This is a genomic window from Amycolatopsis rubida, assembly GCF_900115345.1.
GTDB classification, from domain to species: Bacteria; Actinomycetota; Actinomycetes; order Mycobacteriales; family Pseudonocardiaceae; genus Amycolatopsis; species Amycolatopsis rubida.
This window is the reverse complement of the sequence record NZ_FOWC01000015.1, coordinates 11,461-26,117: the sequence shown is the minus strand read 5'-3', so window position 1 is coordinate 26,117 and position 14,657 is coordinate 11,461. Positions and strand designations below refer to the sequence as shown.

Here is a 14,657-nt window from a genome sequence, read left to right as displayed (position 1 = left end):
CCAGCCGTGAACGTCGGAACGTTCTTGACCAAGGCCGCACGGGCGCATCCCGCCCGGATCGCGGTCGACGGCGGTGGCGCCACGCTGACCTACGCCGAACTCGACGCGCAGGCCGCGGCCTTCGCCGACGGTCTCCGTCGCCGGGGATACCGGCGCGGCGATCGCATCGCCCTTTTTCTGCCGAACCGGGCCGAATACTTCCCGATCCTGTTCGGCCTCCTCAAGGGCGGGTTCGTGGCTGTTCCGGTGAACGCCAAGCTCCACCCGGCCGAACTCGCCTACATCCTCGACCATTCCGGCGCACGGGCGGTCGTGGTCGACGAGCCGCCGGGCCCGCCGGCGCAGGTGGCACGGATCGCCGTCGGCCGGACGGGTCCGGGCTCCTTCGCCGAGATCGTCGCGACCGGCGACGCGCACGGGTTCGCCGATGCGGAAGCGGATCCGGACGACCTGGCGTGGCTCTTCTACACCTCAGGCACCACCGGCCGCCCGAAGGGCGCGATGCTCTCGCACCGGAACCTGTGTGCCAGCACGATGAACGCGCTGGCCGACATGTGCGACTTCCAGCCCGAAGACGTCGTCCTGCACGTCGCCCCGCTGTCCCATGGGTCCGGTTTGTACGCCCTGCCGTCGATCGCGCGCGGGGCGAGAAATCATGTCTGCCCGGGCACTTCCTTCGTTCCCGCAGACGTGCTCGCCACGATCGAACGCGAACAAGTCACGGTCATCGCCTTCCTGGCGCCGACCATGATCCACCGGTTGCTCGACGCGAAAACCGCGCCGTCGACGCTGCGACGGATCATCTACGGCGGCGCACCGATGGACCCGAGCCTCGCGCAAGCGGCCATCGATCGCTTCGGCCCGATTTTCGTCCAGCTCTACGGTCAGGGCGAGGCGCCGATGACGATCACCTACCTGCGCCCGCAAGACCATCGCGGGAAAGCGTTGTCGTCGACCGGAATCGCCCGCACCGACGTCGAGGTCCGCATGGTGGACGAGACGGGAATGCCGCTGCCGGAGGGCGCCGAAGGCGAAGTGTGCGTGCGCGGTGACGTAGTCATGCTCGGCTATTGGAACGACACCGCGGCCACCGCCGCGGCTTTGCGCGGCGGCTGGCTGCACACCGGCGATGTCGGGCGTTTCGAGAACGGCAGGCTCTACCTGTTGTCCCGCCGGAACGACGTGATCATCTCCGGCGGCAGCAACATCTACCCGAGGGAGGTCGAAGAGGCCCTGCTGCGGCACCCGGCGGTCAGGGAGGCGTGCGTGTTCGGCGAGCCGGATCCGCACTGGGGCGAGTCGGTCGCCGCCGCGGTCGTGTCTTCGTCCGCCGTGGAGGCAGGCGAGCTGATGGCGTGGTGCCGCGAGAGCATCGCGAGTTTCAAGAAACCGAAGCGAATCGAGTTCGTCGCCGAACTCCCCAAGAACGCGTACGGAAAGGTCGTTCGCCGCCAGGTACGCGATGAACTCGGAAGTCGGCAACCCTCTCGGCAGGAGTGCGGATCCGCCGTGCCCGGCGCCGGGGAATGCTCGACCAGATCAAGTGGCCCGTCCAGGAAAGAGAGTTGACTTGCCATGCGTTTCGTCATGTTGTCCGAGTGCGGGACCCAGCCGGGGAACACACACCGCCGGCGTTACTTCGACATGATCGAGGAAGCCGTCTTCGCCGAGGAGATGGGCTTTCACGGATGGGGGACGTCCGAGCACCATTTCTTCAACGACATCGCGGTCACCCCGTCGGTCGAATGCCTCTTCACCGCGGTCGCGCTCAACACCAGCCGCATCCGGTTGCGGCACATGAGCCGCCTGCTCCCGGTGGTCCATCCGATCCTCGTCGCCGAGCAACTGGCCACTGTGGACATCTTCTCCCGCGGCCGGATGGAACTCACGACCGCCCGGGGCAACACGCTGCTGCAGCTGGACGCATTCGGAGTTTCGCTGGAAGAGACGAAGGACCGTTCCGAGGAGGCGCTGGACCTCATCGTGAACGCGCTGAGCAACGACACCTTCAGCCACGAAGGAAAGTACTGGGGCTCGATCCCGGAACGGCGGCTGACCCCGAAAGGCGTGCAGGAACCGCATCCGCCGCTGTACAAAATCTGCCAGTCGGCGGAATCGGCCGCGGACGCCCGGCGGCGCGGCCTGGGCATGATCACCTCCGACCTCTACCTCGGCTGGGAAACGCTGGAGAAGTACCTGGCCGCCTACAACGCGGTCGCCGAATCCGAGGTCGCTCCGGTGGGCAAGTACGCGGTGAAGTCGGCGGCGTCGAGTGTGATGACCGCCCGGTGCGCGAAGACGAACGACGAGGCGCTCGCGCTCGCCGAGGACGACCTGCTGAAGTTCGGCCGGATGATCATCAACGACGTGTACGTGCAGCTCGCCGAGCGGTCACCGGAGCAGTACGGCGGATTCGTGCGGATCAAGGAACTGCGCGAGCACGTGGAGGACCCGCAGTGGCTGCGGGACAACACCCCCACCATCCTCGTCGGTGACCCCGAGTACGTCGTCAAGCAGGTCCAGCGCCACGAGGCGGCCGGAGCCGACGAGATCGTGCTCCGCATCGACGGCGGCACCCACGACGAGATCATGCAGACGATCGAGCACCTGGGCCGCCACGTGATCCCTTACTTCGCCAACCCGGCAGGCGTCGTGCGCTCGGGCCCGGTCGGGCTGCTCCCGGGCGACCCGCGGCAGACGGCCAGCTACGAGAAGGCCGCCGCGGAGGGCGCGGTCTGATGACGTATTCGCGCGAGGAACTGGCGGAGGTCCACGCGGCCGTGGTGCGCAGCATCGATCAGCGGGACGCGGCGCTGTTCGCTTCGCTCTACACCGCGGACGGGGCTCTCCTGCTGCCGGACGGAGCGGTAGTGCGGGGCCGCGCGGCGATCGAGCAGGCGTTCACCGGCTGGCTCGACGCGGGGTTCGTCCGGCAGGAGGTGGAGGTGGTCGAACTCAGGTGCGACGGGCGCCTCGCCGTCGAGGAAGGACGGGCCGCGGGCACGTTCCGCACCGCCGCCGGCGATTCCGTGCGGCGCAGCAACTACCTCATCGTGCACCGGCTCGACGCCGACGGCGCTTGGCGGATGCACCGGGACGTCTGGACCGCCGCCGGGGATTCCCGGGGAACCGGGACCGGGTACTGATGCTGTCACCGCAGGAGTACAGCTCGCGCGACGCGGTGGGCCTGGCCGGCCTGATCAGGGCCGGCCAGGTCACCGCGGCCGAAGTGTGGCAGGCCGCGCTCGAGGCGGCTGCCGCGCTCGAACCGCGGCTCGCGGCTTTCACCGAGGGCCCGTTCGAGCGTCCGCCACAGCCGGACGGCGAGTTCGCCGGCGTTCCGTTCGTCATCAAGGACCTGCTGATCGCGGCGGCCGGAGTGCGCGGGCACGGCGGGAGCGCGGCACTGGCCCAGACCGCGCCCGCCGAGGCGGATTCCACGCTCATGCACCGGTTCCGCGCGGCCGGGCTGGGTCTGCTCGGGACGACGAAAACCCCCGAGTTCGGGCTCAGCGTCGTCGCGGGCCAGAAGTGGCGGGGACCGGCGCGCAACCCCTGGAACCTCGGCCGGACTCCGGGTGGTTCCAGCGGCGGCTCGGCAGCGCTCGTGGCGGCCGGTGTCGTTCCCGTCGCGCACGCGAACGACGGAGCCGGATCGATCCGCATCCCGGCCGCGCACACCGGTCTCGTCGGACTGAAGCCGAGCAGGGGCCGGGTCCCGCTCGGCCCGGGGCAGCAAGAACTGATGTACGGCAACGTCGTGGAGTTCGCGGTGACGCGCACCGTGCGTGACTCCGCGCATCTGCTCGATCTCGTGCAGGGCAACGCTCCGGGCGAAAAGTACGGGGCTCCCGCACCGGCGAGGCCGTATCGGGACGAGATAGCGCATCCCTCGCCGCGCCGGCTGCGCATCGCCGTTGCGGCCGAAGGGCGGGAAGCCGCACCGGACGTGCGAGCCGCCGTCGAGCTGGCCGCGGCCACGCTCGCCGGGCTGGGCCATGTGGTGGCGGAAGCCAGTCCCGGGGTCGACTGGGAAGCCTTTCTGGCCGCACTCACCACCACCTGGTGCGCCGGTACGGCAGCGGCGGTGATTCCCCTGCTGAACTCCGGGGCGGACCGGGATCTGTTCGAGGCCACCACGATCGCCTGCGCGGAGGCGGGCCGGGCGCTGAACCCGGTCGACCTCGCCGTCGCGTTCGACCGATACAACGCGGCGAGCCGCGCGCTCGGCTCGTTCCACCAGGACTGGGACCTGTGGATCACTCCGACGTCGACCGCTCCGGCGCCCGCGATCGGGGAGATCGATGCGGACGACCCACGCTGCTCGGCGGCCGAATGGGTACGCCGATGCGTGGTGTCGCATCCCACCTGCGCGATTTCGAACGTCACCGGAGGACCGGCCGTCACGTTGCCGCTCGCGCAGACCGGGGACGGGCTTCCGCTGGGAGTGCAGCTCAGCGCGGACCTGTACCGCGAGGACCTTCTGCTCCGGACCGCCGCGCAGCTGGAGCAGGCGCTGCCGTGGGCCGGGCGCCGCCCGGCCGTCCACGTCGAGGAGGACCAGCGATGAAAGTCGTGATCGGCAAGCACTTGGCGGTACGGGAAACCGGCGATCTTCGCCGCCTCTCCGCCACCAGCGACCTGTCTCCCGAGGAGCTGTCATCAGCGCTGGAGGAGTCGGGAGCGGGCACCTACGCAGGTGATCACTGCTGGCTCAAGGTAGCCGTGCTGCGCGCACTGGGACCCGGCGAGGACGAGTGGCGGGCCGGGTTCGACGGGATGATCGCCTACGCCGCGACGCGCGGCTGGGTCGCGGGCGACTGGGTCCGCGTCCACTTCGGACCTTCGTCGTCCGGTTAGGACGAAGACGAAACGAGCGCGGCGATCTCGGCCCGTCGCCGCAGCCCGCACTTGGCCAGGATGTTCGACACATGCGTGTCGATGGTGCGGCGGCCGATGATCAGCTCGTGGGCGATCTGCTGATTGGTCTTGCCCTCGCTCACGAGCACCGCCACTTCCCGTTCCCTGGCGCTGAGAAGTTCGAGAAAGCCGTTGTCCGGTTTGGGTTTCTCCGGCTCGCCCGGGACAACCGGGGGCGCGGGGGCGAGTTCGTCGAATGCCCCGGCGAGGATCGCCCGCGCGCCGCTGTCCCCCAGAGCCCGGCCGGCCGCTGCCGCCTCCTCCGCTTGCGCGGGCGCGAGTTTCTCCGCCAGCACAGCCAGCGCCGCTTCCCGGTGGCCGATGAGCCGGTCGAATCCCAGCAGCACCTTCCCGGACATCGTCCAGTAGCGCGCGGTCGCGGCCAGCAGGACCGCTGAACGCTTCGCATCGTCCTCGACCATGGACCACGCGGCCACCTCGGACACCAGGACGGCGGCAAGGTGGTCGTCGAGGGTCATCGCCAGCTTCGCCGCGGCCAAAGCCCGCTCCAGCGCGGCGGCGGCCTGGCCGGTGACGTGGTGGCACAGCGCGCGCACCCACAACGTGTAACAGAGGCACCAGCGGTCCCCGTGTGCCTGACAGATTTCCGCGCTCCGCGCACACAACCGCAGGGCGATCTCGGGTTCGCCGATCAGGCTCCGGATCTCCGCCTGGTGCACCAGGAACATCGCGGTGGCGAGGTGGTCTCCGACTGCTCGGGCAGATCCGATCGCCTCCTGGTAACACGAACCGAATGCGGCGTAGTCGCCGGCGAAACCGTGCAGGGCGCCCAGAAACGCCTGGGCGTATGCGGCATTGCGGGTGTCGCCCTCACGCTTCGCGGCTTCCAGGCAACCGGTCAGGCTTCGCCGCGCGGTGCCGGTGTCGCCTGCGACGAGCTGGAGCCACCCGCGTACCCACAGGAACGGCGACGGTGCCGGGAGGCCGAACCGGCCGAGTGCCGCCGCGGTCTTGTCGCACCACAACGTGCCTTCGTCGATGTCGCCGCAGCCCAGCCAGTAGAACCACAATGCCGCAACCGTTCGCGCTGCTTGTTCGCAGTGGCGGCGATCGGCGAGTGCGGTGTCGAGCGCAGTGCGGATGTTCGCGATCTCGGTCTTGACGCGGGCGCCGATCGACTGCTCCTCCGGGCCGAACCAGGCGGTGGAGGCCTCGTCGGCCAAGGCCAGGTAGTAAGCCGCGTGGCGAAGGCGCAGTTCCTCGGTGGCGTCCTGCAGCATCAGCGCGCCGAACTCGCGAACGGTGTCGAGCATCCGGTACCGCGAAGCATCGCCGGCCTGGAGGTGCTGCAGCACCGAACGTCGCACCAGCGACTCGACCAGGCGGATGCCTTTCCGCCGGTCCAGGTCGGCGACCGCGAGCACTGCGTCCAGCGGTGCCGAGCCGCTGAACACCGCGAGCCGCGACCAGAGGCGCTGTTCGGCCGGCGAGCACTGGTCCCAGCTCCATTCCAGCAGGGCACGCAGGCTCTGGTGGTGCGGGGGAAGGTCGCGCGGCCCGCCGTCGAGCAGGTCGAACCGCGCTTGCAGCCCGTCAAGGATTTCGGTGATCGACAGTGCGCGGGTGCGCAGCGCGGCGAGTTCGATGGCCAGCGGGAGACCGTCGAGCCTGCTGCAGAGTTCGGTGACCTCGGGTGCGGCGAAATCGACCGTGGTGGTGCTGTCGAGCGCGCGGACTCGGTCACGGAACAGCGTGGCCGCCTCGGACAGCTCGGCACCGGTGGCCCGCACCCCGAGCGGAGCGACCTCGTACACCTGCTCGCCGCTGACCCCGAGCGACGACCGGCTGGTGATCAGCGCGCGCATCCCGGGGCACCGGAGCAGCAGTTCGGTGATCACCGGCCCCACTTCCGACGCGAGGTGGTCGCAGTTGTCCAGCTCGAGCAGGAGGCCGCGCCGCCCGATCTGTTCCCACAGTGCTCCGGTCCCCGGCGCGGCGGGCAGGACATCGCGGATGGCACTCTCAAGGAGGTCCGGACTGGTCAACGGCGTCAGATCGACGAGCCACACCCCGGCGTCGAACGCCCGTCCGAGGTCGGCGGCGACGGCACGGGCGAGCCGCGTCTTGCCGACCCCGCCGACGCCGATCAAGGTGACCATGCGGGATTGCCGCATCAGCCGCCGGATCTCGCGTACCTCGGCACCACGGCCCACGAAGGTCGTGATATCGGCAGGGAGGTTTCCGCGCACCTGCATCCTCCTTCGGGGCTTCGTCGCCCCGTGGACATGGTGAGTGCCGACAGTGTAGGCCGGGCCGGGCGGGCCGCACTGTGCGTTGGCGGGCCGATCCGCATCCGGGTCCGTAGTTGCACTGATCTCCCGGCGCTGACGCCGCCGCACACTGAAGCGATCGCAATCCCGGTGATCGGAGTGATACATGGACTTGGCCACCGGCCCGTTCGGCGGGACGCAAGTGCGGACGTTTTTCGGCCAGGTGCCCGCGGGCGTGCTCGCGCTGGCCGCGGAATCGCACGGCGAATCCGCGGTGATGACGATCTGCTCGTTCACCACGGTGTCGATCGAGCCGCCGCTGCTGGTCGCCTCGATCCGCCGGGAATCGGCGACCTGGCCGCTGCTGAAACGCGCGCCGCGGCTCGGCGGCTCGATCCTGAGCCACTGTCAGGCGGGCCTCGCGCGCCGGCTCTCCACGGGCGAGGCCCGTTCGCGGATCGCCGGCACTCCGGTGACCCGGCTTGACTCGGGCGCCCTGCTGTTCGAGGGAGCTTCCGCGTGGTTCGAGGCCGAACTGACCGACGAGTTCCCCGCAGGAGACCACTGTCTCGCTGTCCTCAGGATCAGCGCGATCGGGCAGCAGTCGCAGGCTTCGCCGCTGGTCTTCCACCGCAGCACCTTCGCCACCGTTTCCGGGGCGTGACACCGTGCTCCCGATCGATCTTCGCGGAAAGACCGCTGTTGTCGTGGGCGGCACTTCGGGCATCGGCCGCGCGGCCGCCGGCCTCCTCGCCGAGGCCGGGGCGCGGGTGGTCACGCTGTCCAGGCGGGCGGTCGCGCCGGACCCGGGATGCTCGCCGGAATCGGCCGCACGCATCACCCACCGGCGCTTCGACATCACCGACAGCGCGGAGACCGCCGAGGTGTTCGCGGACATCGCCGGTACCGGCGGACTCGACCTCGCCGTGCACAGCGCCGGCGTGCTCGCGCCCGGATCGGCCTTGGACACCGACGACGAACTCTGGCGGCGGCACATGGCCACGAACGTCGACGGCATGTTCTTCTCGGCCCGCGAATCGCTCCGGCAGATCCGGGCGAGCGGGCGAGGCGGGAAGATCGTCCTCGTCGGCTCCGTCTCGGGGCAGGTCGGCAACCCCGGCTTCGCGGCGTACTGCGCGGCCAAAGGCATGGTGGTGAATCTGACCAGGCAGCTGGCACTCGACTACGCCGCCGAGGGCATCAACGTCAATTCCGTGCTGCCCGGGTTCACCGACACCGAGATGACCGCGATCTACGACTCCGCGACCAAGGCCGGGATCACCGCGGCGATCCCGGCCAAGGCGTGGGCGACTCCGGAGCAGATCGCGAACGCGGTGCTGTTCCTCTGCTCGCCGCTGGCCGACTACGTGCACGGCGTGAATCTCGCGGTCGACGGCGGCTATCTGGCCGGCCGTCCGGCCTGAACACCCGAAGGAGCCTTCTCATGCCCCCTCTCCCCGTCCGCGCGTACACCGATTCCTTGAGCTACGAGCGGGGTCAGGTGATCCAGGTGCAGGTCAGCGCCGAAGGGCCAGTGGACATCAGCCTGGTCCGGCTGGTCAATGCCGCCGCGGACGACACGTCGCTCGACTCCGCGATTCCGTGGATCAACGCCGGGACCTACGACGCGTCGGTGCAGGAGACGCGGGTCGGCTCCTACCTCGTCGGCGAGCCGAGCGCTGCCGCGCCGGACCAGTCGCCCACGGTTTCCTTCGGCGCCTTTGTCTGGTCGGGTGACTTCGCGGCGGCTCGGACGCAAACCCTCGTGGCGCTCCCCGGCGGGATCGCGCTGCGAGTCCTGGACGGCAGGCCGGCCCTCGGGCCGGTGATCGGCCCTCGCCTGGCGGATCACGAGTGGCACCTGGTGGTGGCGAGTCTGGGAGAGGACGCGGCGATCACCGTCGTCCCGGTCGACAGCCTGCGCGGCGTGGCCGGGCATGAGACGGCGCCGCGCCGGCCGGCCGGCGTTCAGCTCACCGGCCCGATCGCCGTGGGGGCGGTCGCCAGTGGCGCGCACGGTCTCGCCGACGACCACTTCACCGGCAAGATCGAGGATCCGTTCGTGACGGCCTCGGTGCTCACCCGGGCGGAGGTCGCGGCGATCGCGCGTGGCGAGATCCGGATCGGCGACCTCCCGCTGGTCGCCGGGTGGGATCTTTCCTACCGTCGCGGCGCCGATCCGTCGGTTGCCACGGCCGTCGCCGGCGGGCAGCCGGACGGCGTCCTCGTCAACGGTCCCACGCGCGGAGTGACGGGCCGGCTGTTCACCGGCCGGCACTTGGCTTTCCCCGATGCGCCAGCGGAATACGCGGCCGTGCACTTCCATTCCACGGATCTCTTCGATGCCGGCTGGGAGACCGTGCTTTCCGCCCCGCTACCGGACGAACTGGCCAGCGGCGTGTACGGCGTTGTGGTCCGCAACGAAGCGGGCTCGGACACGGTGCCGTTCATCGTGGTCCCTCGTCCAGACGACGCGCGGAACAAAGTGCTCGTCGTGCTGCCGACCTTCACATATCTGGCCTACGCCAACGAAGCGCTCTTCACCGGCCTCGACGCCGGTGCGATGACGGACCAGGACGTGACTGTCGAAGCCGTGGACCAGGCGCACGTCGGTGATTCGTCGTTCGGGCTGTCGATGTACGACACGCATCCCGATGGCAGTGGCGTGACCACGTCCTCGGCGCGGCGCCAGATCGTGAACATGCGCCGCGGCTACCGCATGTGGCTGGTCGACGCAGGGCGTTCGTTCTCCTCGGACATGTATCTGATCGAGTGGCTCGCGCGGCGCGGAATCGAGGCCGATGTGGTCACCGACTACGAGATCCACAGCCGTGGCGCGGAATATCTCGCGCCATACGCCGCCGTGCTCTCCGGCTCGCACCCGGAGTACACCTCCGAGGAAATGCTCGACGCCCTCACCGCCTACCGGGACAACGGCGGCGGGCTGCTGTACCTCGGCGGGAATGGCTGGTACTGGGTGACCGGGGTCGCCAGTGCCGAGCCGCTCGTCGTCGAAATCCGGCGGGGGCAGGCCGGGATCCGCTGCTGGGAATCGCTGCCGGGCGAAGTGACGTTGACCTCGACTGGCCGCCCGGGCGGGCTTTGGCGGCATCGCGGCCGTCCGCCGCAGGCGTTGTGCGGAGTCGGGTTCGCGGCGCAGGGCTGGGGACGTTCGGAACCGTACTCTCGGTCCGAAGCCGCTGCCGATCCGGAGTGGGCGTGGGTCTTCGAAGGCGTCGACGAGGACCCGATCGGAGCTTACGGCGAGGTGATGGGCGGCGCGGCCGGAGACGAGATCGACCGCGTGGACCGGGCGCTCGGCACCCCGCCGCAGGCGGTGATCCTGGCGTCGTCACGGGGCCACTCCAACTTCTACCAGCGCGCCATCGAAGAGATCCCGATGAACCTCCCCGAGCACGGCGGGGGCGAACAGGACCCGGAGGTGCACGCGGACATCGTCTACTTCCGGACGCCCGGCGGGGGCGAGGTCTTCTCGACCGGGTCCATTGCGTGGTCCGGTGCCTTGCTGCACAACAAAACCGACAACGGCGTGTCGCGGATGACGGAGAACATCGTGCGCGCCTTCGTGGCCAGGAGGTCCGGCTGACACCACACCGGCACTCGGGCGGCGTGCGATAGATCATTGTGGTGACGGTGCAGGTGGATCAGGTGTGCGAGCGGATCGAGTGCCGGTTCCCGAACACCGCCCGAGACCAGCGGCTCGCGACCACGTTCGGGTCGCTGGCTTCGACATACTCGACTTCCTCGCCGAGGATGCCGTCGATCTGCTGAGAGTCGCCGCACCCCGCGGTCATCCTGTCCGACCAGCGCGGCCGACAGCCGGATCGTCCGAACAGGCCGAACTGGTCGAAGCGTTACCCGCCAAGGCAAGCGACCGAGATGATCGGCGGCGCGTCACAGTGTCCGCCCTGCCGCTTCGCCTCGCTTGTGCAACGATACGAAAGGGCCGACCTGCTGACGCGGCAGGTGTCCGCACACGATTTCGGCGGTGTGCGGAATACCGTTCTCACCCAGCTCGCACGACCGGTCTCGCGCATTTTTGACGCGTCGGATCCTGGTCCATTCATGGGCAAGCGGCTCGTGCGGCCTTCTTGTGCCCGTCAGGCAACGCCGCTCGGATCCGAGAGCTTCCAGTACTCGGCATAGCGACCGTTCAAGTGCAGAAGTTCCGCATGAGTTCCTTGTTCGAGAACTCGGCCGTTGTCAATGAACACGATGCGATCTGCACCTCGAACGGAGCGCATTCTGTGCGCGACCATGACGACGGTACGCCCTTCGCACAGCCGATCAATACCTGCGTGCACGGCGGCATCATTCACCGGGTCCAGGGCGGATGTCACCTCGTCGAGCAGGACAATCGGCGCATTCTTCAGTAAAGCGCGTGCGATGGACACCCGTTGCCGTTCACCTCCGGAGAGGCGCGCACCTCCTTCTCCGACTTCAGTCGCCCAGCCCTCGGGGAGACGGCTGATGACATCGTCCAACTGCGCGGCGGCAGCAGCAGCTCGCACCTCCGCGTCTGTCGCGCCTGGTCGTCCGAGGCGGATGTTCTGTTCGATTGTTCCGGCAAATAGGTAGACGTCTTGGAAGACGATCGAGAATTGTGCCATCAGGGTCGCGGGGTCGATGTTTCTCACGTCGACCCCTCCGACGCGCACGGCACCGGAGTCAACGTCGGAGAATCGGGCGAGGAGTTTCAGGATCGTGCTCTTGCCCGCACCCGATGGTCCGATCAGAGCAAGCCGCTGTCCGCTCCGCGCGATCAGTGAGACGTCGTCGATCACCGTGCGGTCACCGGCTCGCAGCGTTACCGCTTCGAGTTCCAGGCTGTGCTGCGCGGGAGTCTCGGGTTGGACGGCAACCGGCAGGGGCTCGGTTCGGAGGACATCGTCGATGCCGACGAGTACCGTGCGCGCGCCACGGATCTTCCCGCGGATCTCGTTCAAGGACAGTAGCGGATTGGTGCTCAAGGTGGCCAGGAGCAGGATGGCGAGCGCGTCCGGCGCCCGCAGCTGTCCGCCCACGGCAAGGTAGGCAGCGAGCGCCAGGAGCGCAGTGAATGCCGCCTGCACGACGGCAGTCAGCCCTAGTGCGCCAGGCAGGGTGGCGATCGTCGCGCGGCGTGCGGAGATTTCGAGTTCGCGCAGTGATCGGTCCAAGAGCTCGAAGCGTTCCGCGTTTCGGCTGCCGGCCCGCAGAACCGGTTGGGCGTGAAGGAATTCGACGACCCGTCCGGTTGCTTCTTGTTCTCGGGTCATGCGATCCGTATCGGCGGAGGTCGTCGACTTCTCTGTCCGGAAACGGAGGGCGATGATCGCCGGCGCCACCGCGAACGTCGCAAGTCCGACGCGCCAGTCGATGCAGAAGATGACGATGGCGATGGTCGCCGGTGTCACGGTCGCTGAGATGAGGGGGCCGAGCAGATGTGCGATGGCGCTCATCGCTTGCAGGACCCCTCGTCCCGCCAAGACGGAAACATCGCCGATTCGCGAGGCGGAGAACCACCCCGTCGGCAGCGCCGCCAGGTGATCGCCGAGGCGATGGTAGGTGCCTCGCAGGAGTGCTGCGCCAACCCGGAAGCCCATGAGGTCACTGATGTAGCGGACGACGCCGTAGGCGGCGATGGCGACAGCGAAGGCGATGATCCAGGGCCAGGCCGTCTCGGGAGCCGGGCTGAACACAGCGCGGAAGGTGGGGACGAGCAGCGCGTAGGAGACGCCCTCGATGACCGCCGCGGCGACCATCAGCGCGACTGTGCGACGTAACGGACGCGCGTATTTCTGTCCCAGAACACGGAGCAGTAGGCGGATCATCAGTTCTCCTGTCGAGCCGGCCGATGCCGTGCTTCTCCGATGCGTCCGTGCTCGAGCACCAGTACGGTGTCGGCTTCGGCAACGGATTCGGGGCGGTGCGCGATCATCAGGATCGTCTTTGCCTGGGCGGCCAGCATCTGGCGCACCGCGCGTTCTGTCTGCGGGTCGGCGAAAGAGGTCGCTTCGTCGAGTACCAGCACGGGTGTGTCGGCGAGCAGCGCACGAGCCAGCGAGACTCGCTGCTTCTCCCCGCCGGACAGCACCACGTCCTCGCCGATCACGGATTCATACCCGCGGGGCAGCTCAAGAATCCGTCGGTGGATATTCGCCTGCTCGGCGGCCCGCACGATGGCGTCCTGCTCTGCGTGCGGAACGGCCAGCGAGATGTTCTCCGCGATCGTTGCGCGGAGGACGCGTACGTCCTGGAACACGAAGGAGATGTGGCGGTGGAGCTCGCTGCTGCTCAGGTTCCGCAGGTCGACTCCGCCCAGCAGGACCGCACCCGCTGTCGGATCAGAGAACCTCGGCAGCAACTGCACTAGCGTGGACTTGCCGCTGCCGGAAGGGCCCGTCAGCGCGGTGGTCGTCCCGGGTTCGAGTACCAGATCGATCCCTTTCAGCACCCGATGGTCACCGTATCCCGCGTGAACGCCGCGGAACTCGACCCGGTGACCGGCAGGTGCACCGGGGTGCTCCGGCTCGGTCATCGACGGTGTCGAGAGCACCTCCGCGATCCGCGCCACAGCGCGTCGAGCAGCCTGCAGCTCGTCGAACCCGTGGCCGAGAGCGGCGACGGGCGCGGTCAGCCCCATGCCCAGAAGGAGGAAGGGCAGCACATCGACGGCCGCCATGCTTCCCGTGCTGACCATGGCCGAGCCGCCGATCAAGACGACCAGCAGCACGAATGCCGGTGAGAGAACGAACTGCATGGCCGCGGCCGTGCTGGAGATGCCCCGCACCCATCGGGTGAAGACCGTCACGAACCCGTCGGCGGCAGTGCGGAAGCGGTGATGAGCACGCCCGGACCCGCCGAAGCTCTTCACCACAGCGATCCCCTCGACGAACTCGATGACCGCGCTGGTGATGTCGCCCATTGCTTCGTCGAACTCCTGTTGCTCACGCAACCGGGGAGGCGTCATCATCAACGGCACCAACCCGACCGCCAGCACGACGGGTACCAGGGTGATGAGTGTCAATCTCCCATCGATGCTAAAGAGGTAGGAGAGCGCGACGAGGGGGACGACGAAGGCGGAGACGAGTTCTCCGGGCGCGTGGGCGATGAACGGATGCACCGTGCTCACGTCTTCGCCCACGGCTTTCGCAAGGTCGCCGGTTCGGCGTCCGGAGAACCAGCTCAGAGGTACGCGGCTCAGCTTCGCGGCGAGTTGCCTGCGGAAGCTCAGCTGCACCTCCCCGTCGAGCACATGCCCGAGCGCGGCCGCCACGGCAGTGAGCACGACTCCGACGACGAGTCCCAGAGCGCCGAGCAGCACCGCCGTCCAGGCATGCCGGTGATCAGTCGCCCCAGCGGAGAGGAGGACCCTGCCGATCTCCGCGACAGCCAGCAGCGGTGCGAGGCCCGCGACGGACCCGGCGACGTAGAACGCGATGATTGCCGCGAACCGGCTCCGGTAGGGCTTCAGAAGTTCCTTGGTCTGCACGATCAGTTTTC

General features: G+C 68.7%; 12 protein-coding genes. 8 read left to right on the top strand and 4 right to left on the bottom strand.

Annotated features, from left to right (window positions below):
• The first annotated feature begins 6 nt into the window (after positions 1-6).
• The 5 genes from BM362_RS37300 to BM362_RS37280 are packed head-to-tail and all read left to right on the top strand — an operon-like array spanning position 7 to position 4,860.
• Positions 7-1,569 carry a class I adenylate-forming enzyme family protein gene (locus tag BM362_RS37300; RefSeq protein WP_093576356.1) on the top strand — a complete coding sequence of 521 codons (1,563 nt, stop codon included), beginning with the start codon at positions 7-9 and terminating at the stop codon, positions 1,567-1,569.
• 6 nt (positions 1,570-1,575) lie between these two features.
• Positions 1,576-2,739 (top strand): LLM class flavin-dependent oxidoreductase, encoded by a 1,164-nt coding sequence (locus tag BM362_RS37295; protein WP_093576355.1) that lies wholly within the window; start codon positions 1,576-1,578, stop codon positions 2,737-2,739.
• A complete protein-coding gene (locus BM362_RS37290; protein WP_067581897.1) occupies positions 2,739-3,146 on the top strand; it encodes a YybH family protein in 408 nt (135 codons plus the stop codon). The genes BM362_RS37295 and BM362_RS37290 overlap by 1 nt, the downstream gene beginning before the upstream one ends.
• Complete coding sequence (locus tag BM362_RS37285; protein WP_232791658.1) at positions 3,146-4,570, top strand: amidase; 1,425 nt, start codon at positions 3,146-3,148, stop codon at positions 4,568-4,570. The genes BM362_RS37290 and BM362_RS37285 overlap by 1 nt, the downstream gene beginning before the upstream one ends.
• Complete coding sequence (locus BM362_RS37280; RefSeq protein ID WP_067581893.1) at positions 4,567-4,860, top strand: hypothetical protein; 294 nt, start codon at positions 4,567-4,569, stop codon at positions 4,858-4,860. Before BM362_RS37285 ends, BM362_RS37280 begins: the two co-directional genes overlap by 4 nt.
• Here the strand turns inward: BM362_RS37280 and BM362_RS37275 are convergent.
• The gene (locus BM362_RS37275; protein ID WP_167545584.1) at positions 4,857-7,130 is read right to left on the bottom strand and encodes a LuxR C-terminal-related transcriptional regulator; all 2,274 of its coding nucleotides are present in this window, start codon (positions 7,128-7,130) and stop codon (positions 4,857-4,859) included. The two genes, BM362_RS37280 and BM362_RS37275, sit on opposite strands and share 4 nt — an antisense overlap.
• Positions 7,131-7,317: 187 nt before the next feature.
• Here BM362_RS37275 and BM362_RS37270 point away from each other — a divergent pair, with 187 nt between their 5' ends.
• From BM362_RS37270 to BM362_RS37260, 3 genes are read left to right on the top strand one after another with little or no spacing between them, the layout of a single operon-like run.
• Positions 7,318-7,815: a flavin reductase family protein gene (locus BM362_RS37270; RefSeq protein WP_093576353.1), complete on the top strand. Its 498-nt coding sequence runs from the start codon at positions 7,318-7,320 to the stop codon at positions 7,813-7,815.
• A gap of 4 nt (positions 7,816-7,819) precedes the next feature.
• Positions 7,820-8,575, top strand: a complete 756-nt coding sequence (locus BM362_RS37265) for an SDR family NAD(P)-dependent oxidoreductase (protein WP_255366132.1) — start codon at positions 7,820-7,822, stop codon at positions 8,573-8,575.
• A 20-nt stretch (positions 8,576-8,595) separates the two neighbouring features.
• On the top strand, positions 8,596-10,758 hold the full coding sequence (locus tag BM362_RS37260) for a N,N-dimethylformamidase beta subunit family domain-containing protein (RefSeq protein WP_093576352.1): 2,163 nt from the start codon (positions 8,596-8,598) through the stop codon (positions 10,756-10,758).
• Positions 10,759-10,816: 58 nt separating this feature from the next.
• On the opposite strand, the gene BM362_RS47910 is transcribed toward BM362_RS37260, so the two are convergent.
• The 3 genes from BM362_RS47910 to BM362_RS37250 all read right to left on the bottom strand — a co-directional run bounded on the left by BM362_RS47910 (position 10,817) and on the right by BM362_RS37250 (position 14,646).
• Positions 10,817-10,966 carry a hypothetical protein gene (locus BM362_RS47910; RefSeq protein ID WP_167545583.1) on the bottom strand — a complete coding sequence of 50 codons (150 nt, stop codon included), beginning with the start codon at positions 10,964-10,966 and terminating at the stop codon, positions 10,817-10,819.
• A 306-nt stretch (positions 10,967-11,272) separates the two neighbouring features.
• The gene (locus tag BM362_RS37255) at positions 11,273-12,985 is read right to left on the bottom strand and encodes an ABC transporter ATP-binding protein (RefSeq protein ID WP_093576351.1); all 1,713 of its coding nucleotides are present in this window, start codon (positions 12,983-12,985) and stop codon (positions 11,273-11,275) included.
• Positions 12,985-14,646, bottom strand: coding sequence for an ABC transporter ATP-binding protein (locus tag BM362_RS37250; protein WP_232791657.1), 1,662 nt, complete (start codon positions 14,644-14,646; stop codon positions 12,985-12,987). The genes BM362_RS37255 and BM362_RS37250 overlap by 1 nt, the downstream gene beginning before the upstream one ends.
• Between the last annotated feature and the right edge of the window lie 11 nt (positions 14,647-14,657).